This window comes from Cupriavidus oxalaticus (assembly GCF_004768545.1).
Classification (GTDB): Bacteria; Pseudomonadota; Gammaproteobacteria; order Burkholderiales; family Burkholderiaceae; genus Cupriavidus; species Cupriavidus oxalaticus_A.
On the sequence record NZ_CP038634.1, the window covers coordinates 441,711 to 460,633 of the forward strand.

Annotated in this window: 14 protein-coding genes and 1 pseudogene; 7 read left to right on the forward strand and 8 right to left on the reverse strand. The window is 69.1% G+C overall.

The window, feature by feature from the left end; translation table 11 throughout:
* Positions 1-39 precede the first annotated feature (39 nt).
* Both treZ and treY read left to right on the forward strand, forming a co-directional pair.
* Positions 40-2,037: a malto-oligosyltrehalose trehalohydrolase gene (treZ, locus tag E0W60_RS01935; RefSeq protein WP_135702845.1), complete on the forward strand. Its 1,998-nt coding sequence runs from the start codon at positions 40-42 to the stop codon at positions 2,035-2,037.
* Positions 2,037-4,709, forward strand: coding sequence for a malto-oligosyltrehalose synthase (gene treY / locus E0W60_RS01940; protein ID WP_135702846.1), 2,673 nt, complete (start codon positions 2,037-2,039; stop codon positions 4,707-4,709). Before treZ ends, treY begins: the two co-directional genes overlap by 1 nt.
* Before the next feature lie 182 nt (positions 4,710-4,891).
* Here treY and E0W60_RS01945 read toward each other — a convergent pair.
* Positions 4,892-5,416 (reverse strand): annotated as a pseudogene (locus E0W60_RS01945) (malto-oligosyltrehalose synthase); the annotation flags it as partial.
* A gap of 492 nt (positions 5,417-5,908) precedes the next feature.
* On the opposite strand from E0W60_RS01945, the gene E0W60_RS01950 reads away from it, so the two are divergent.
* The 3 genes from E0W60_RS01950 to E0W60_RS01960 are packed head-to-tail and all read left to right on the forward strand — an operon-like array spanning position 5,909 to position 6,991.
* The gene (locus tag E0W60_RS01950; protein ID WP_133094494.1) at positions 5,909-6,280 is read left to right on the forward strand and encodes a BON domain-containing protein; all 372 of its coding nucleotides are present in this window, start codon (positions 5,909-5,911) and stop codon (positions 6,278-6,280) included.
* 35 nt (positions 6,281-6,315) lie between these two features.
* Entirely contained in the window at positions 6,316-6,549 is a 234-nt protein-coding gene (locus E0W60_RS01955) for a hypothetical protein (protein WP_133094493.1), read from the forward strand.
* Between the two features lie 52 nt (positions 6,550-6,601).
* Positions 6,602-6,991, forward strand: coding sequence for a hypothetical protein (locus E0W60_RS01960; RefSeq protein WP_133094492.1), 390 nt, complete (start codon positions 6,602-6,604; stop codon positions 6,989-6,991).
* A 64-nt stretch (positions 6,992-7,055) separates the two neighbouring features.
* Here E0W60_RS01960 and E0W60_RS01965 read toward each other — a convergent pair whose 3' ends face one another.
* The 4 genes from E0W60_RS01965 to uvrA all read right to left on the reverse strand — a co-directional run bounded on the left by E0W60_RS01965 (position 7,056) and on the right by uvrA (position 15,193).
* On the reverse strand, positions 7,056-7,787 hold the full coding sequence (locus E0W60_RS01965; RefSeq protein ID WP_135702847.1) for a BON domain-containing protein: 732 nt from the start codon (positions 7,785-7,787) through the stop codon (positions 7,056-7,058).
* A gap of 42 nt (positions 7,788-7,829) precedes the next feature.
* Positions 7,830-8,723: an endonuclease/exonuclease/phosphatase family protein gene (locus E0W60_RS01970; RefSeq protein WP_135702848.1), complete on the reverse strand. Its 894-nt coding sequence runs from the start codon at positions 8,721-8,723 to the stop codon at positions 7,830-7,832.
* Positions 8,724-8,834: 111 nt separating this feature from the next.
* Positions 8,835-9,188 carry an endonuclease gene (locus E0W60_RS01975; RefSeq protein WP_133094489.1) on the reverse strand — a complete coding sequence of 118 codons (354 nt, stop codon included), beginning with the start codon at positions 9,186-9,188 and terminating at the stop codon, positions 8,835-8,837.
* A 107-nt stretch (positions 9,189-9,295) separates the two neighbouring features.
* Complete coding sequence (gene uvrA / locus E0W60_RS01980) at positions 9,296-15,193, reverse strand: excinuclease ABC subunit UvrA (protein ID WP_135702849.1); 5,898 nt, start codon at positions 15,191-15,193, stop codon at positions 9,296-9,298.
* Positions 15,194-15,504: 311 nt separating this feature from the next.
* On the opposite strand from uvrA, the gene E0W60_RS01985 reads away from it, so the two are divergent.
* Positions 15,505-15,777: a type II toxin-antitoxin system RelE/ParE family toxin gene (locus E0W60_RS01985; protein ID WP_135702850.1), complete on the forward strand. Its 273-nt coding sequence runs from the start codon at positions 15,505-15,507 to the stop codon at positions 15,775-15,777.
* Positions 15,778-15,787: 10 nt separating this feature from the next.
* The gene (locus E0W60_RS01990; RefSeq protein ID WP_133094486.1) at positions 15,788-16,117 is read left to right on the forward strand and encodes a HigA family addiction module antitoxin; all 330 of its coding nucleotides are present in this window, start codon (positions 15,788-15,790) and stop codon (positions 16,115-16,117) included.
* A 48-nt stretch (positions 16,118-16,165) separates the two neighbouring features.
* Here the strand turns inward: E0W60_RS01990 and E0W60_RS01995 are convergent, their stop codons facing one another.
* The 3 genes from E0W60_RS01995 to ribA all read right to left on the reverse strand — a co-directional run bounded on the left by E0W60_RS01995 (position 16,166) and on the right by ribA (position 18,854).
* Positions 16,166-17,524, reverse strand: a complete 1,359-nt coding sequence (locus tag E0W60_RS01995; RefSeq protein WP_135702851.1) for a serine hydrolase domain-containing protein — start codon at positions 17,522-17,524, stop codon at positions 16,166-16,168.
* Positions 17,525-17,574: 50 nt separating this feature from the next.
* A complete protein-coding gene (locus E0W60_RS02000; protein ID WP_133094484.1) occupies positions 17,575-18,057 on the reverse strand; it encodes a MarR family winged helix-turn-helix transcriptional regulator in 483 nt (160 codons plus the stop codon).
* A 200-nt stretch (positions 18,058-18,257) separates the two neighbouring features.
* The gene (gene ribA / locus E0W60_RS02005) at positions 18,258-18,854 is read right to left on the reverse strand and encodes a GTP cyclohydrolase II (RefSeq protein ID WP_133094483.1); all 597 of its coding nucleotides are present in this window, start codon (positions 18,852-18,854) and stop codon (positions 18,258-18,260) included.
* Between the last annotated feature and the right edge of the window lie 69 nt (positions 18,855-18,923).

The window sequence follows — 18,923 nt, forward strand, 5'->3', positions numbered from 1 at the left end:
TCCGCACACCCAGAAGCCAATCGATGGCAGGAGCCGAATTTGAACGCGAACCCGTTTCCGCTGGCCCCGGGTGCCAGGTCCGCCCTGCCCAGCCTGGCCCCGCTCGACTGCTTTGCCGCGCCTTCTTCACGGGCCTTCTCCTCCAACGACGAACATGCGCAGGACTACCTGTTCGGACCGGCCTGGCTGCCCGACGGACGCGTGCGCTTCCGCCTGTGGGCGCCCGACGCGGCCGAGCAAGGCCATCCCGTGCGGCTGGAGATCGCGGGCCTGGGACCGGTCCATATGGCGGCGGGGCCCAACGGCTGGTTCGAGGCGATCGTGCCGTGCTGCGAGGGCGCGCGTTACTGGTTCCGGCTCGACGACGGCACCACGGTGCCCGACCCGGCCTCGCGCTGGCAGGCAGACGACGTGCACGGCCCGAGCATCGTGCCGGCGCGCGACGCCGGTGCCTCGTACGCCTGGACCTGCCCCGACTGGCGCGGCCGGCCGTGGCATGAAGCCATCATCTACGAAATGCACGTTGGCCTGTGCGGCGGCTTTGCGGGCGCCGCGCAGCAATTGCCGCGCCTGGCCGCGCTGGGCTTCACCGCCATCGAGCTGATGCCGGTGGCCGAGTTTCCCGGCGGACGCAACTGGGGCTATGACGGCGTGCTGCCGTTCGCGCCGGAGTCCGGCTATGGCACGCCGGACGAGCTGCGCGCGCTGGTCGACCGGGCGCACGCGCTCGGCCTGATGGTGCTGCTGGACGTGGTCTACAACCACTTCGGGCCTGAGGGCAACTACCTGCACCGCTATGCCAGCGCCTTCTTCCGCGCCGACCGGCGGACCCCGTGGGGCCCCGCCATCGATTTCCGGCGCCCGCAGGTACGGCGCTTCTTCACCGAGAATGCGCGCTACTGGCTGGAACAGTTCCGCTTTGACGGACTGCGGCTCGATGCGGTCCACGCCATCGAGGACGAAGGCTGGCTCGCGGCGCTGCCTGGCGAAGTGCGCAGCATGCTGACCGATGGCGCCGGCGGCGACCGCCACCTGCACCTGGTGCTGGAGAACGACGACAACGACGCCGCGCTGCTGGCGCAGGGCTTCGACGCGCAATGGAACGATGACGCCCACCATGCGCTGCATGTGCTGCTGACCAGCGAGGACGACGGCTACTATCGCGACTACGCCATGCCCGCCGGCACTGTCGCTGCGGTCGATGCACGCGAGCATGGCCAACCCGCGCTGCGCCACCTCGCACGCGTGCTGGCCGAAGGCTTCGCCTACCAGGGCGAGCCGTCGCAGCACCGTTCCGGCGGCGACACCGCCGCCGTCGCCAGCGCCGCCGTGTGCCGCGGCCAGCCCAGCGCGCATTTGCCGCCTACCGCTTTCGTCAGCTTTCTGCAGAACCACGACCAGGCCGGCAACCGCGCCTTCGGCGAACGGCTGACCAGCCTGGCCGACCCGCTTGCGCTGCGCGCCGCGGTGGCGCTGCAGCTGCTTTGCCCGCAGGTGCCGTTGGTGTTCATGGGCGAAGAGACCGGCGCGCGGCAGCCATTCTTCTACTTCACCAGCCATCCGCCGGAGTTGGCCAGGGCCGTGCGCGAGGGCCGCCGCCGCGAATTCGCCGCCAGCGCGGCCTTCGGCGACGAGGCGCGTGCCGCCGCCATCCCCGACCCCAACGACCCGGCCACATTTGAAGCGTCGCGGCCGTCACTGGAGGACGACGCCGACTGGGCCCCCTACTACCGCGAACTGCTGTCGATCCGGCGGCGCGAACTGCTGCACCGGCTGCCGGGCTGCCAGTCTGCCGGCGTCGATATCCTCGGCCCCGCGGCGCTGTGCGCGCGCTGGCGGCTGGTGGACGGCATGGAGCTGAGCCTGTGGCTGAACCTGGGCGACGAAGCGGTGCCCGCCACCCACTCCTGCCGCGACCAGCGCACGGCGCTGCACGAGAGCGCACCGGGCGCCGCCGCGGAACTGTCCGCCGGCATGCTGCCGCCGCTGGCCTGCGTCGCCACCCTGTGCGAGCCCGCCGCGGCGCGCCCAAGGTAATGCCTGACGCGGCAGCCACCGCGCCGGCACCCGCGCGCGGCCTGCCGCGCGCCACCGCCCGGCTGCAGCTGCATCCTGGCTTCACCTTCGCCGATGCCGCCGGCGTGGTCGACTACTACGCCGCGCTTGGGGTCAGCCACCTGTACTTGTCGCCGGTCTGCGAGGCCAGGCCCGGCTCCACGCACGGCTACGACGTCACCGACTTCACCCGCGTGCGCGCGGAACTGGGCGGCGAGGCGGGCCTGAAGGCGCTGGCGGCGCGCGCGCGCAGTGCCGGCCTCGGCCTTATCGCCGATATCGTGCCCAACCACATGGCGGCGGACTGCACCCACAACGGCTGGTGGCGCGACGTGCTGGCGCACGGACGCGCCAGCCCACATGCCGGCTGCTTCGATATCGACTGGACGCCGTGCGACCCGGCGCTGCATGGCAAGGTCCTGCTGCCGATCCTGGGGCAGTCGTACTGGGACACGGTCGTCGCCGGCGAACTGCGGTGGGTGCCGGCCAGCGGCGAACGGCCGGCACACGTACGCTACTTCGACCATGTGCTGCCGCTGGCGCCGGACAGCCTTGACGCGGAAGGCACCGCCAACGCCAACTGGTACGACACCACCCAGCCCGCCGGACGCACCCGGCTGCACGCGCTGCTGGAACGCCAGCACTACCGGCTGGCCTGGTGGCGCACCGCGGCCGCCTCGCTGAACTGGCGCCGCTTTTTCGAGATCAGCGACCTGGTGGGCGTGCGCGAGGAAGACCCGCAGGTCTTTGACGCGGTCCATGCACTGGTCTTCCGCCTGCTGCGCGAAGGCTGGATCGACGGCGTGCGCGTGGATCACGTCGACGGACTGGCCGATCCCGCCGGCTACTGCCGCCGGCTGCGCGCGGAGCTCGACCGGCACGCCGCGGCACGGCCGCCATTGCTGGCGCTGCAGCGCCCGTGGCTCGTGGTCGAGAAGATCCTTGGCAGCGGCGAGCGGCTGCCGCCGGACTGGCAGGTGGATGGCACCACGGGCTACGACTTCATGGACGACGTGGCCGCGGTGCTGCACGACGAGGCAGGCGAAGCCGCGCTGACCGCGCTGTGGGCGATGACCAGCGGCGACGCGCGCCCGTACGCCGCGCACGTACGCGAGGCCCGTTGCCTGGTGCTGCGGCGGCACCTCGTCACCGAATGCGCGGGCGTGACCGCGCGCCTGCACGCCAGCGCACAGCGCGAGCCGGGCACGCGCGACCTCACGCTGGCGGCCCTGCGGCATGCGCTGATGGCGCTGATGGCGGCCGTGCAGGTCTACCGCAGCTACTACGACGCGCAGCCGTCGGCGCGCGACGCCGCCGCCGCGCATGCCGATGACGCCATGGTCGATCAGGCCCTGCAGTCCGCGCGCGGCAGCCTGGCGCCGGACGAGGTGGTGGCGCTGGCATTCATCGCCGGCTGCCTGCGCACGCAGGCGGCACCGGACAGCGACACCGGCGTGCTGCGCCGCCGCCTGCAGCAGCTGATGCCGGCGCTGGCGGCCAAGGCGGGCGAGGACACCGCGTTCTACCGTTATGGCCGGCTGCTGTCGCGCAACGAGGTGGGCAGCGACCCGGCGCAACTGGCCATGCCGCCGGCGCAGTTCCACGCCCGCATGGCGGCGCGCCGGCTGGCCGGCCCGCATGCGATGCTGGCCACAGCGACGCATGACCACAAGCGCGGCGAGGACGCGCGCATGCGGCTGGCCGTGCTCAGCGAGCTGCCGGGCACTTTCGCCGACGCGGTTGCCGCGTGGGAGCGCGACTGCGCGTCACTGGTGGCCACGCTGCCGCGCGCGCCCGACGCGGCCGACCGGCTGATGCTGTACCAGGCGCTGGTCGGGGCATGGCCGATGGATCCGATAGACCATTCCGGCGACGGGGCGCCGGTACCCGAAGCGTTGCTCGCACGGATTTCCGCTTGGCAGGTCAAGGCCATCCGCGAAGCCAAGCGCCACGGCAACTGGACCTGCCCCGATGCCGAATACGAAGCGGCATGCGAGGCCTTCCTGCGCGGGATCGCGGCGGCGTGGCCGCAGGGCGTGCTGGCGCAGATCGGCCGCTTCGCCGGGCGCATTGCCACCGCCGGCGCCGTGAACAGCCTGGCGCAGGTGCTGGTGCAGCTGACCGCCCCCGGCATTCCCGACCGCTACCAGGGCACCGAAGGCTGGGACCTGAGCCTGGTCGATCCGGACAACCGCCGCGCGCCGGACTACGTCCGGCTGCAGGCACGGCTGGCGTGCGGCGCGGGCTGGGCGCACTGGCTGGCACACTGGCACGACGGCAGGCTCAAGCAGCAGCTGGTGCGCCATGTGCTCGCGGCACGCGCCGCCGACCCCGCGCTGTTTACCGACGGCCAGTACAGCATGCTGGCCGCGCAGGGCGCGCTGGCGCAGCAGGTGCTGGCGTTTGCGCGCAGCATCGACTCGCGCCAGGCCATCACCGTGGTCACGCGGCTGTCGGCGGCGCGGGTCGACCCGGCCGTGCCGCGCATTCCGCCGGCGTGCTGGGGCGACACCACGCTGAACCTTGGCGCGCCGCAGCCCGGCCGCTGGATCGACGCACTGACGGGTCACCGGCTCGATGCGCCCGCCGGGCGCCTGCGCCTGCGCGACGTGCTGGGCGGGCTGCCGGTAGCACTGCTGCTGCGCGAGCCCTGACGCGCGCGTCACAAGCGCGGCAATTGCGGAATCGGGGCTCGCGAAGCGAGCGGGGTCAGCGGCGGGCGCGGGGCGCCCGGCGCAGCATAGGGTCCTGGCAGTTCCTTCGGTCCATGCGGACCCTGCAGCCCGTGCGGCTCATGCGGGACCGCCTGGCCATGATGGAAGGGCTCGGCCCCGGCGGGCGGATCGCGCTGGGCCTGGCTGGGCGAGGCACTGCGGTCCTGCGGCAGGTAGGGCCGGATCACGACGGCGACGTAGTCGTCTTCCTTCGGCGTCACCACGATATAGGCAAGGCCGGACATGACCAGCCCCACTTCGCCCAGTTCGGTGGCAATGCGCGCCACGATAAAGCGCTGCAGCAGCATCGGGTTGACGCTGTCGTCGATCGCAAGTGCCGCAGTGCAGATGGTCAGGAAGCAGCGCTCGACTTCGCGGCAGACCACCACCACTTCATCCAGCGCATAGCCGGAATGGCTGGCACGCACCAGCACCGAGACGCCGGAACTGGGCGCGGCGCGGTGCCAGCCAGGCTTGATCTTGAAACTGGGGAGCGTCAACCCCGAGCCCGTATCCTGCGCGACTGTATTGAAGCGCTGGGCGAAGTCCAGCGGAGTGATCGCGAGCAGCTGGCGTTCGACCGGCGCCGAGGAGACCGACACCGAAGAGGCCAGGACGACGGTGGACAGGATGCTGGCGAAATTCATTTCTACCCTCGCAACAGGATGTGCCGCTCCCCCCGGCCGGCTGCGCTGATGGGCCCGTCGGCATGCGGCAAACGAGGACTGCCGCGGCGTGGGGCCGGCGTGGCGGGTTGTGCTCGGCGGCACATGCCGTACGCCAGTTCTGGCCAGCATTGCTTTCACTATAGACAGGTCCGCACGCAAGCACACGGCACCACGCAAGCGGCGCGCCACCTGTCGCGGTGCCTCCGCCGCGGGCGGCCCCGACGGCACCACCCCGACGGCACCATTTACGCCCGCCAGTGGGACGCATGCACTTTCTGCAGCTACTGTAAAAAGTACGGCGCGCGCCGTCGGCGAAATGCCGCCGCATGGTCTGCCACGCTGCGGCGCAACGTGCACAACCAGCCCTTACGGCCGGCGGGAACGGAGCTTGCAGGTCTTTGGGGGCAGGTGCGGGCAACGTTGCGCAGCCCGCCGCTCATGCAGTACGGTGCGCCGTACAGGAGGATCGCCATGAAATTACGTACTCGCTCCCGCATTCGCCGCCTGGCGCTGCCGCTGGCGGTACTGATTATGGCAGTTGCGCCGGCGGCGCCAGCCGCACCCGCCGATGCGCCAGCGGCTCCATCCTCGACGGGCCGCACCGCCGCGCCGCGCGACACCGAAATCGCCAGCGACCGTGCCATTACCTCGGAAGTCCGTGCGCGCCTGGCGAACGCCCGCACGCTGGACCCGGCGAAGATCCGCGTGTCCACCATGGACGGCGTCGTCAAGCTTGAAGGCTCGGTGCGGGACGACAAGCAGCGCGTCATGGCCATGGAACTGGCGCGCTCGGTGCGCGGCGTGACCGCGGTATCCGACGAACTGCGTGCCGGTACGGACTGACGACGCAGATACGTGAAATTGCCCCTGGAGACACCATGAGCACCCATCGCCAACCCGACCATGACACCACCCGGCGCCGCAGCGAGCCGCGGCCGGACCCGCACAAGGGCGGGCCCGACACCGAGCATGAGCGCGGCAAGCCGGGACGCGACCGCCGCCACGACGTCGAGCGCGAGCACGACATTCCCGACGAGAACGGCGTGCCGCCTTCGGTCAGGCGCCGCAGCGGCAATCCGGAGGAAAGCGAACCCCCGGTGGAGAACACCTGACGGCTGCCGGGAAGCCACACCGGACCGCACAGGAGAGACTAAAGGAGAAAGCATGAGCAAGACCGTACGTACCGGCGCCCGCCACAGGGACCGTGTCGGCAGCACCAGCGGCACGCGGCGCGACGGCGCGCAAGCTTCCGCCGGCGGCGGCCGCCCGCGCGACAAGACCGCGACGGGCGCCGCGCGGGCGCAGGCCGGCAATATCCCGAGCACGCTGGACCCTGATCTCGAGCAAGAGCCCAGCGACATCGAGAGCGAGATCGAGCAGCGCGACGAAGACGCGCACATGCCGCCGGAAGACGAAATCCCGGAAGAAGAGATTGCCGACGAAGTGGTGCGCGCGGCCGAAGGCCTGCCGGCCGAGGTGCCGGTCGACAAGGCCGACCGTACCGACGACCGCGAAGAGCACCCGCCGAACCCGCCCCGGGTCAACAAGGACTGAAGCGCAGGGCAGGAAAAAGGGCGGCCTTGCCGCCCTTGCCATTCTCCCGAGCTCTCCCCCGCCCCTACTCGGAAGCCAGCAACCCGTAGCGCTGCACGCGGATGTGGTTGATCACGTCCTGCACGCCGAACACGCGCTCCGCAATGTCCTCGATATCGTACTTGGTGCGGCGGTCGTTGACCTTGCCTTCCAGCGTCACCACGCCCTCCTGCACGCGGACTTCGACATCGCTGACATCGAGTTCGTCATCGCGCGCCAGCCGGTTGCAGACATCGTCGTGGATGCGGTCGTCGTCGCGCCGGTAGTTGCGTGGGCCGGCGGGACGGCGCTGCGTGGGGGCGTCCCACTCGTCGCCAAGGTCGCCAAGGTCGCCATAGCCGCGCGCCTCGCGCTCATAGCGCTCGTCCTGCCAGCGCCGGTAGCCATAGCGCTCTGGCTCGCCATAGCCGCCATCGCGCTCATTGCGCTGGTAGCGGCCTCGGCCCGCGCCCGCCGGACTACGCCGCGACCATTCGTCCTCGTAGCGGGCGTCGTCGCCGCCACGGCTGGCATAAGTACGCTCGGCCGGCCAGCGCCATTCCTCGACGTACAGTCCATACCACTCTTCGTCGCCTGGCGTTACGTCCTGGGTCTGGTCGCGGGGAAGACGCTCCGCGGCATTGCCATAGCGGCCGCCGCTGAGTTCTCGCTGGCGCCGGTTGCGCGACTCGGCCGGAATGCCGCTGTAGCCCTGTTCGTTGCCGCCATATTGCTTGTCGGGGCGCCTGCGCAGGTAGTTGTCGTCGCTCTGTCTCATCGTCGTGCTCCTATGTTTGCCGGATGTTTGGCCTCTGTTTGCCTATGCTTCGGCACGGATCTCCGGGCCCGCGGCGGCCGAAGGTGCTTCTGCCAACGGCACTTCGAAGCAGGCCAGCAACGGCAGGTGGTCCGAGGCAACGCGCGCCAGCGGCGAGCGGTGGCTGGCCACCGAGACCAGGTGCGCGCGCGGCGAGACCCAGATCCGGTCCAGCGCGAATATCGGCATGCGCGAAGGAAACGTCGCCGTGTGCGGGGTATGTTCGAAATACGCGTGCAGCCAGCGCAGCGGGCGCCCCCACAAGAACCACTCGTTGACGTCGCCCAGCAGGATGGTGGGCAACGGCGGCGCCGCGGCCACGTAGTTCAGCAATTGCTGCACCTGGTGGCGCCGTTCGCCGGGGCGCAGGCCCAGGTGCGTGGCAATGACGCGCAGCGCGCTGGCGTGCCCCGATGCGGTACAGGCAAGCGTGACGTCGATCGCGCCGCGCGCCTCGCAGCCCTTCACCGTGAGGTCGATCTGGTTGACCGCCTGCGGCGCAAAGCGCGTCAGCAGCGCATTGCCGAAATCCGCATTGCCGCGCACGCGGGTAAAGCCCGACACCACGTGCATGCCGGTGTGCCCGGCCAGGTATTCGAGCGTGTGGTCGTTGCTGCTGCCCGACTCGACTTCCTGCAGCGCGACGATATCGGCGCCCAGTTCTTCCAGCACCGCGGCGATCCGGTCGGGCCGGTAACGGCGGTCGGTACCGACGGCGCGATGGATGTTGTAGCTGACCACCGTCATGCGCGCGAGCCCGGCGGACCGAATGGGTCCGCAGTTCAGCGCCTGGCTGGCATACGGCACGCTGAACTGGTCGTTGGCCGCTCGCGCGCTGTGGAGTCCGTGCGCTTGCGCAGGAATTACAAGAGGCGGTAAGTCCGGTTGCATTCGCATTTTGCCGCGCGCCTTCCCCGCTGGAAAGGCTGGAAAGGCCGCTGCCGGCGCGGCATGATGCCGCGCACCTGGCAAGCGGCCGTTGCGAAAATCGCAGTCAGGCGATCAACATCAGGCACCGTCCAGGAACTGGCTGCGCGGGCCAAGGCGGCGGCCCAGTTCCGGGCTGACCCAGCGCGTCCCTTCCATGTACGGATCAGCCGTGCGCTGCACAGGCGCGGTGGTCATGCCAGGTTGCGCCGGCACGGTAGAAGGCTGGGCCTCGGGCGCGGGCGCGAGGTCCTGGCGCGTGGGAGCGTTGGCGCCCTGCGTGTATGGATCGAACTTGTCGGTGCTGCGTGCGCCCTGCGAATAAGGATCATAGGTGCCGCGCGGCGTGCCAGGCGTCATCTGCGCCATGGCGGGAATCGCAGCGGCGGCGAGCGCGATGGCGGCGAGGAGCCGGCTGGGTCGGATATGCTTCATGGTTACCTCCGTTCAGGGCGCGATGTGCGCGCCAGCAACCATGAGCAAGCGAAAGGCGTGCCTGTGCCGTGTGGCCCTGGCTACGCCGCTCGCCTGCGGCAAGGAGCTCAGGCCATGCTGACCTTGCCTGGCGCGCCGGCCTGCTCCGTCTCCGCCTTGCCGCGCGCCAGCACCGGCACCAGCGCCGCGCCGGTATGGCTGGCCTGGATCCGCGCCAGCGACTCCGGATCGGCCGCGCCGACGATGGTGCCGCCGCCCGCGCCGCCTTCCGGTCCCAGGTCGATGATCCAGTCGGCCTCGGCGATCACGTCGAGGTCATGCTCGATCACCACCACGCTGTGGCCGCCGTCGGTGAGGCGATGCAGCACGCGGATCAGGCGCGCCACGTCGGCCATGTGCAGGCCGACGGTAGGCTCGTCCAGCACGTACAGCGTGTGCGGCGCCTTCTGGCCGCGGCGGGTGATGTCGTCGCGCACCTTGCTCAGTTCGGTGACCAGCTTGATGCGCTGCGCCTCGCCGCCGGACAGCGTCGGCGATGGCTGGCCCAGTGTCAGGTAGCCCAGCCCCACGTCCTTCATCAGCTGCAGCGGGTGCGCAATATTGGACATCGATGCAAAAAATTCCACTGCCTCATCGATCTCCATGGTCAGCACGTCGCCGATGTTCTTGCCGCGCCAGGTGACGGCGAGCGTCTCGGGATTGAAGCGCTGTCCGTGGCAGACGTCGCATGGCACTTTCACGTCCGGCAGGAAGCTCATGCCGATGGTGCGCACGCCCTGCCCTTCGCACGCGGGACAGCGGCCATCGCCGGTGTTGAAAGAGAAGCGCGACGCGGTATAGCCGCGCGCACGCGCCTCGAGCGTATCGGCGAACAGCCGTCGGATCGTGTCCCATACGCCGATGTACGTCGCCGGGCAGGAACGCGGGGTCTTGCCGATCGGGGTCTGGTCGACTTCGAGCACGCGGTCGATCGATTCCCAGCCGGTGATGGCCTCGCAGCCATACCAGTCGTGGTCGACCTTGAGCGGCTTCCTTGCCGTCGACTTGCTCGTCCTGGCCTCTTCCCTGGCCGCATTGCGCGCGCGGCGCGTGGCCGGCGACGACAGCACCGAGCGGCCCACCGCATCGAGCAGGTTCGTCATCAGCACGTCGCGCGCCAGCGTCGACTTGCCCGAGCCTGACACGCCGGTGATCGCCACCAGCCGCGACAGCGGGATGCGCGCGTTCACGTTGCGCAGGTTGTGCAGCGAAGCGCCGTGCACTGTCAGCCATTCGGCCGGGTCGGCCGGCTTGCCGGCCGCGCCCGGCTGCACCGGGCGGCGCGCCTGCAGCGGGTGGATGATCGGCTGTGCCAGGAACTGGCCGGTGGTGGAAGCCGGCGCCGCGGCAAGCTCCGCCACGCCGCCCTGCGCCACCAGCGTGCCGCCGCGCTTGCCCGCGCCGGGGCCGATGTCGATGATGTGGTCGGCGCGGCGGATGGTGTCTTCGTCATGCTCGACCACCACCAGCGTATTGCCCTTGTCGCCCAGCTTGCGCAGCGCATCGAGCAGGATCTGGTTGTCGCGCGGGTGCAGGCCGATGGTGGGCTCGTCCAGCACGTAGCACACGCCCTGCAGGTTGCTGCCGAGCTGCGCCGCGAGCCGGATGCGCTGCGCCTCGCCGCCGGACAGGCTGGGCGCGGCGCGGTCCAGGCTCAGGTAGCCCAGGCCCACTTCCTCCAGGAACTGCAGGCGGCTGCCGATCTCGCTGACCACGTCGCGCGCGATCTCGGCGTCGCGGCCGGCCAGGCGCAGGCCGTCGACCCAGCGGCGCGTATCGGACACGGTCCATTGCGCCACGTCGACGATGGCCTGCGTGTCGAACGTGACCGCGCGCGCCACCGGGTTCAGGCGCGTGCCATGGCAGTCGGGGCACGGCGCTTCGCCTACGCCTTCCGGTTCCAGCTCCTCCGATGGCAGGCTCTGCTCGCGGCCGCGGTTGTCGTCGGCCAGCACGGTATCGTCGAACGCCGCGCGCTGCTCGCGCGTCAGCGCCAGGCCGGTGCCCACGCAGCTGCCGCACCAGCCGTGCTTGCTGTTGTACGAGAACATGCGCGGGTCGAGTTCCGGATAGCTGGTGCCGCACTCGGGGCAGGCGCGCTTGGTCGAGAACACCTTGACCTCGCCCACGTGCGCGGTGCCGCCGTTGGTCATGGCGTGGCCCAGCCCGTCGAGCGGCGCCAGCAGGTGCATCACGCCCTTGCCCGCTTCCAGGGCCTGCGCCAGCAGTGCGCGCAGTTGCGGCTCGTGCTCCGGCGTGATGACCAGGTCGCCGACCGGCAGCTCGATGGTGTGCTCGCGGAAACGGTCCAGGCGCGGCCACGGATCGACCGGCAGGAACTCGCCATCGACGCGCAGGTGCGTATTGCCGCGCGCCTTGGCCCATTTCGCCAGGTCGGTATAGACGCCCTTGCGGTTGACCACCAGCGGCGCGAGGAAACCAACGTGCTCGCCGCGATGGTCGCGCAGCAACTGCGCGGCGATCGATTCCGGGCTCTGCGACGTCACCGGCGCGCCGTCATGCACGCAGTGCTGGATGCCCAGCTTTACGTACAGCAGGCGCAGGAAGTGCCAGACTTCCGACGTGGTCGCCACCGTGCTCTTGCGGCCGCCGCGCGACAGGCGCTGCTCGATCGCGACGGTGGGCGGGATGCCATAGACCGCATCGACCTCCGGCCGGCCCGCCGGCTGCACGATCGAGCGCGCATAGGCGTTGAGCGATTCCAGGTAGCGGCGCTGGCCTTCGTGGAACAGGATGTCGAACGCCAGCGTCGACTTGCCCGACCCGGACACGCCGGTGACGACGTTGAACTTGCCGTGCGGGATATCGACGTTGAGCGACTTCAGGTTGTGCTCGTGCGCGTTGACGATGCGCACCACGTCCTCGCCCTCGATCTCGCGGCGCGCGCGGCGGGCCTGCAAGACCGCCTGCAGCGGCACGCCTTCGGACTCGGTGCCGGCGGCACGTTCCGCGGCCAGCATGCCGGCTTCGCCGAGCGCGGCGTCATAGTGGATCAGCGCCTGGCCGGTATGCGACTCGGCGCAGCCTTTCACGTCTTCCGGCGTGCCGGTGCAGACTACCCGGCCGCCGGCATCGCCGCCTTCGGGGCCCAGGTCGACCAGCCAGTCGGCGGCGCGGATCACGTCGAGGTTGTGCTCGATCACGATCAGCGAATGGCCGCTGTCGAGCAGCTTGCCGAAGGCCAGCATCAGCTTGGCGATATCGTCGAAGTGCAAACCCGTGGTCGGCTCGTCGAACATGAACAGCCGGCGCGGCAGCGTGTTGCCGCGCGTGCGCGACGGCGTGGCCTGCGCGGCTTCGGCCAGGAAGCCGGCCAGCTTCAGGCGCTGCGCCTCGCCGCCCGACAGCGTCGGCACGGGCTGGCCCAGCTTCATGTATTCGAGCCCGACATCGACAATGGGCTGCAGCACGCGCAGCACCGCGGCATCGCCGGCAAAGTAGGACGCAGCTTCGCTGACGGTCAGCTCCAGCACGTCGGCGATGCTGAGCGCGCGCGGCGGCTGCCCGGCGATGGCGCGCTCGATCTTCACCTCCAGCACTTCGGGGCGATAGCGGGTGCCGTCGCAGTCCGGGCAGCGCAGGTAGACGTCGCTGAGGAACTGCATCTCGACGTGCTCGAAGCCCGAGCCGCCGCAGGTCGGGCAGCGCCCGTCGCCGGAGTTGAAGCTGAAGGTGCCCGCGGTATAGCTGCGCTGCAGCGCCATCGGCGCCCTGGCGAAGATCTTGCGGATCTCGTCGAACGCGCCGACATAGCTGGCCGGGTTGGAGCGCGCGGTCTTGCCGATCGGCGACTGGTCGACGAAGACCACGTCATCGACCAGGTCCGCGCCGCTCAGCTTGCGGTACGCCCCCGGCGCTTCCGTCGCCTTGCCGAAATGCCGAGCCATCGCCGGATGCAGCACGTCCTGCAGCAGCGTGGACTTGCCCGAGCCGGACACGCCGGTCACGCACACCAGCCGCTGCAGCGGGATCTCGACGGTGACGTCCTGCAGGTTGTGCTCGGTCGCGCCTTCCAGCACGATGCGCGGCAGCGCGTGGTCGACGGGGCGGCGTTGCCAGTGCGAGGCATCGGCCACGCGGCGGCGCCCGCCGAGATAGGCACCGGTCAGCGTGTCGGCATTGCGGATATCGGACGGCGTGCCGTCGAAAATGATATTGCCGCCGCGCTCGCCCGGGCCGGGGCCCATGTCGATCAGGCGGTCCGCGGCGAGCATCACCGACGGATCGTGCTCCACCACCACCAGCGTGTTGCCCGCGTCGCGCAGCCGGTGCATGGCCTCGACGATGCGGTTCAGGTCGCGCGGGTGCAGGCCGATGCTGGGCTCGTCCAGCACGAACAGCGTGTTGACCAGCGAGGTGCCGAGTGCGGTGGTCAGGTTGATGCGCTGCACTTCGCCGCCGGACAGCGTGCGGCTCTGGCGGTCCAGCGTCAGGTAGCCAAGGCCGACGTCGCACAGGTACTTCAGCCGCGTGCGCACCTCGGCCAGCAGCAGCTTGAGCGCGTCGTCCAGCATCGCGCTGGGCAGCGTCAGCTCGTCGAAGAAGCGGCGGATGCACTCGATCGGCAGCAGCATCAGGTCGTGCACGGTCAGGCCAGGCAGCGCTTCGAGCTGCGTTCGGTCCCAGTCCACGCCGCGCGGCAAGAAGCGGCGTCCGGCCGCCAGCACGGCGTCGGCATTGTCCTTCGAGCCCAGGCGCCACAGCAGCGACTCGGTTTTCAGGCGCGCGCCGCCGCAGGTTTCGCACGGGGTGTAGCTGCGGTACTTGGAGAGCAGCACCCGGATGTGCATCTTGTACGCCTTCGACTCCAGGTAGCTGAAGAACCGCATCACGCCGTACCACTGCTTGTTCCACTGGCCGTTCCAGTCGGGCGAGCCATGGACAACCCAGTGGCGCTCGGCCTCGGTCATGTCGGCCCAGGGCGTGTCGCGCGGGATGCCGGCCTTGCCGGCGTAGCGCATCAGGTCGTCCTGGCATTCTTTCCAGGCAGGGGTCTGCATCGGCTTGATCGCGCCTTCGCGCAGCGACTTGCGCGCATCGGGGATGACCAGCCCTAGGTCGACCCCGATCACGCGGCCGAAGCCCCGGCAGGTTTCGCAGGCACCGTAGGCGGAGTTGAACGAGAACAGCGCGGGTTGCGGGTCGGCATAGCGCAGGTCGCTGTCCGGGCTATGCAGGCCGGTGGAGAAGCGCCACACGGGGCCGTCGCGGCCATCGGTCCCATCGGCCAGCACATAGATGTTGACGCGTCCGCCGCCGCGCTTGAGCGAGGCTTCGATCGCCTCCACCACGCGCACTTTTTCGGCATTGCCGATGCGGAAGCGGTCAGCCACCACGTCGAGCAGCTTGCGCGCACCGGTGGGAGACTGCACCACACGCTGCGCCTGCACGCGCGTGTAGCCGCTGACGGAGAGCCACTGCTGGACCTCTTCGTCGGTGGTCGATTCCGGCAGCTCCACCGGGAACGTCACCACCAGCCGCGCATCGTGGTGCGGCTGCCCTTGCGCCGTGCGCGCCAGCAGCTCGGCGTAGATCGTCTCCGGCGTGTCATGGCGCACCGGCTGCGCGGTCTGCTTGTCGAACAGCTCCGCCGCGCGCGCGTACAGCAGCTTCAGGTGGTCGTTCAGCTCCGTCATCGTGCCGACCGTCGAGCGCGAGCTGCGCACCGGGTTGGTCTGGTCGATGGCGATCGCCGGCGGCACGCCGTCGACGCGCTCCACCTGCGGGCGGTCCATCCGGTCCAGGAACTGGCGCGCGTAGGCGCTGAAGGTCTCGACGTAGCGGCGCTGGCCCTCGGCATAGAGCGTGTCGAACACCAGGCTGGACTTGCCCGATCCCGACGGTCCGGTGACCACGGTCATCTCGCCGGGGCGCAGGTCGAGATCGACATCCTTGAGGTTGTGCTGGCGGGCGCCGCGAATGCGAATCAGCTGCTTGCTCGACACGATTTTTTCTTTCGGATCAATGCGTTAAAGGAGGGACAGGCGTGAACGAGGGGTGCCCAGGGGCCAGGCAGGCCTGGAGCAAAACCACCATAGCACAGGGCCTGGGCAGGTCCCGAGAAGGTGTAGTCCATACACTGTACATCCATACAGTGTAACAGTTTGGAAAAGGATTCGTATCGATTGCGTCGCTCGCTTTCGTCGCTCGCTTTCAGAGGATTGACGGTGCGGCGCTATGGCGGCGGCGGTTTCATGAAGCCGCCCCCTCTGCTCAAATTCGTCGATTTGCCATTTATCGATTATCGATATACGATATGATCCAATCCTTCAGATGTTCCGACACCGCTGCACTGTTCGACGGCCATTACGTCGCCCGCTTTGCGAGCATCGAGTTCGTTGCCCAGCGCAAGCTGGAGATGCTTGATGACGCCGCCACGTTGGGTGCGCTGCGCTTTCCGCCGGGCAACCGCCTGGAAAAACTAGGCGGTGATCGCCGCCACAGCCTCCGCATCAACGGCCAGTGGAGAGTCTGCTTCATCTGGACCCATGACGGCCCCGCGGCTGTCGAGATCATCGACTACCACTGAGGACAGCAACATGGCACGCTTTGAAAACCGCATGCGCCCGATCCATCCGGGCGAAATCCTGCGCGAGGAATACCTGGTGCCGCTGGGCATGAGCGCCAATGCCCTGGCGCTGGCGTTGCGCGTGACGCCGGCCCGCATCAACGAGATCGTGCGCGAGCAGCGCGGCGTCACGCCAGACACCGCGTTGCGCCTGGCGCGCTATTTCGGTGGCGATGCGCGTTCGTGGATGAATATGCAGGTGACCTACGACCTGAAGGTCGCGCAGCGGGATCTGGGCGAGCGCATCGCGGCGGAAGTGGTGCCGCGCGAGGGCGCCGGCCAGGAAATTCCGGAAAACTAGGAAAGCAGAATGCCGGGGGCGGCGCAGCCTGCCACCCCCGGCACGCCATTACCGCGACAACGTCTCGGCCAGCGCCCGGAACGCGCGGAACGTGATCGGGTTGTTGGCAGCGTTCCCCGCGACCGGGTGCGACGCATAGCGGACGATCGTCAGCTCGGCCTTGGGGTCGATGTAGATGCGCTGCCCATGGATACCTGCAGCCTGGAACATGCCGTGGCTGTCGTGGGACACCCACCACATGTCGCGATAGCTCCAGCCCGGCAGCACGGGGCCGCTGCCCGAGCGCGCAAACTGCCCGCGGTCGCCGCCGCGGCGGATATCGGCCACGACCGATGCCGGGATGATCTGCTTGCCGTTGAAGCGCCCGTTGCCGCGGATGGTCTCGCCGAAGCGCGCGAGGTCGCGCAGCGTGGTGTTCAGGCCGCCGCCGCCCGATTCCGTGCCGATGCTGTCGACCGTGAAGTAGGCATCCTGCTCGGCGCCCATCGGCTGCCAGATCCGTTCCGACAGCAGCCTGGCCAGCGACTGGCCAGAAGCGCGGCGCACGATCCACGCGAGCACCTCGGCATTTACCGTCTTGTAGGCAAAGACATCATCGTGTCCGCCTTCCTTCTGCAGCGTCTTCAGGAAGTCGTAGAAGGTTGCCGGCCCGTTGTAGGCGGCAGGCCGGGCGAGCATGCCGCCGGCGCGCGCATAGTCCCAGACCTCGGCCTTGGGATTGGCATAGTCCTCCGAATAGCGGACGCCGACGGTCATGTCCATGACCTGGCGCACCGTGGCATCGCCGTAGGCGGTGCCGGCCATCTCCGGCAGGTAGCGCGTCACGGGCGCCGCCGGATCGAGCTTGCCGTCGGCCGCCAGCATTGCCGCCAGCGTGCCAACGAACGACTTCGTCACCGACATGGCGATATGGGGCGTATGGCCGTCCAGTACGCCAAAGTAGCGCTCATAGACGACCTTGCCCTTGTGCATGACCAGGATGCCGTCGGTATAGGTCAGCGCCAGCATCTCTTCGAAGGTCCGGCGGGTGCCGTCCGCATCGCTGAAGGGCACCGAGCCGATATCGCGCTCCGCGCGCGGCAGCGGGCTGGGCGGGCCGTTGCCGCGCCAGACCGACGCGGTCGGCACCAGTTCGCGGATATGCGAGAACAGCCAGCGATTGCGCGGGAATTTCTCGGCGCCCGGCACGTGGGTGATCTGCTTCTCGGGCGGCGGCGGAAAGCCTTGCATCCAGCCGAGCCGGATCGGGTCGCTTTCCAGCGCGGCGACCAGCGCCGGCGCCGCGGGCGCAGTGGGTGCGATGGCGCGGCCCGCGTCCTGGCTCCAGGCCGGCAAGGTGGCGGCGCACAGGGCGCCGCATGCAATGGCGCGCCATTGGCGGCGCGTCCGGGTGTGGTTGGCTGGCATGTCGTCTCCTCGTTGTTATGTGGTCGTGCCGTTTTGCGCTCAGCGCCCTGCTACCCTGCCGGCGGCTCGATACCGAGCTGATGCGCCTCGAGCGCCGCGGTCAGCTTGCCGATGCACCGGTCCAGCGTCTGGACTTCGGCTTCGGACAGGACCGACAGGAACATCTTTTCCAGGACATCGCCGCGCTGGTAGGTCTGCGCGACCAGTGCCGCGCCGGCCTGGGTCAGGAACAGGTTCAGTTGCCGGGCATCGGCCGCGCCTACCTCGCGGCGCAGCAAGCCCCGCTTCGCCAGCGCGGTGACGAGCTTGGACGTCACCGTCTTCTCAAGCAGCACCAGTTCGATCAGGCGCGTCAGCGTCAGGCCGGGCTCCAGTCCGGCAAAACGCAATACGCGCAATTCCCTCAGGCCGATGCCGAATTCCCGCTCATAGAAGCCGGAGGCAGACTCCCTGGTCATTTCGCAAAGACGGTTCAGCCGGAATGTCAGGTATTCCAGGATCGAACCGGTGGTGTTGGCGGCGGAGTCGGGCATCAGGACAAAAAACTTGCGGACGGCCGATAGATTCTAATGGCAATAGTTGCCATTAGCAACCAATCAGGCGCAACATCTCCTGCGCGCTGCCCGCTTGCGGATCAATCCTGGATCATGTGAGGAACAAGCCCGCGCACCTGGTCATGACGAGCCCGTGGGTGGCCGGGCAGTTACCCGGCAGGCCACCCAGCCAGCCGCCGTCAGTCGAGCAGGTGCCCCATGCGCGTGCGCTTGGTCGCCAGGTATTTCTCGTTCTCGGCGTTGGACGGCACGATGTGCCGCAGTTGCTCGTTGACCTTGATGCCGGCCTTTTCCAGCGCGGCGGCCTTGAGCGGGTTATTGCTCATCAGCCGCACCGACGTGACGCCCCATTGGTGCAGCAGGTCGGCCGCAAAGGCGTAGTTGCGCGCGTCGATGGCCTGGCCCAGCGCCAGGTTGGCGTCGACGGTATCGAGCCCGCCATCCTGCAGGCGGTAGGCGCGGATCTTCTCCGCCAGGCCGATGCCGCGGCCTTCGTGGCCGCGCAGGTACAGCAGGATGCCGCGGCCTTCGGCAGCGATCTTTTCCATCGCCAGCTCGAGCTGCGGGCCGCAATCGCAGCGGCAGGAACCGAAGACATCCCCGGTCAGGCATTCGGAATGCATGCGGATCAGCACGTCCTCGCCTGCCACTTCGCCCACGCTCAGGGCCAGATGCTCAATACCCGAGTGGGCGCCCTTGAAGGCGTGTGCCGTGAAGTCGCCAAATCGCGTCGGCAGGCGTGCCGAATCGATCAGCTCAATTTCTGTGTCGTTCATACCGGAATTCTTTTCAATGGGCGCGGGGCGGCCCGGCACCGGCGACATTATGAGCGGAATTGCGCGTTC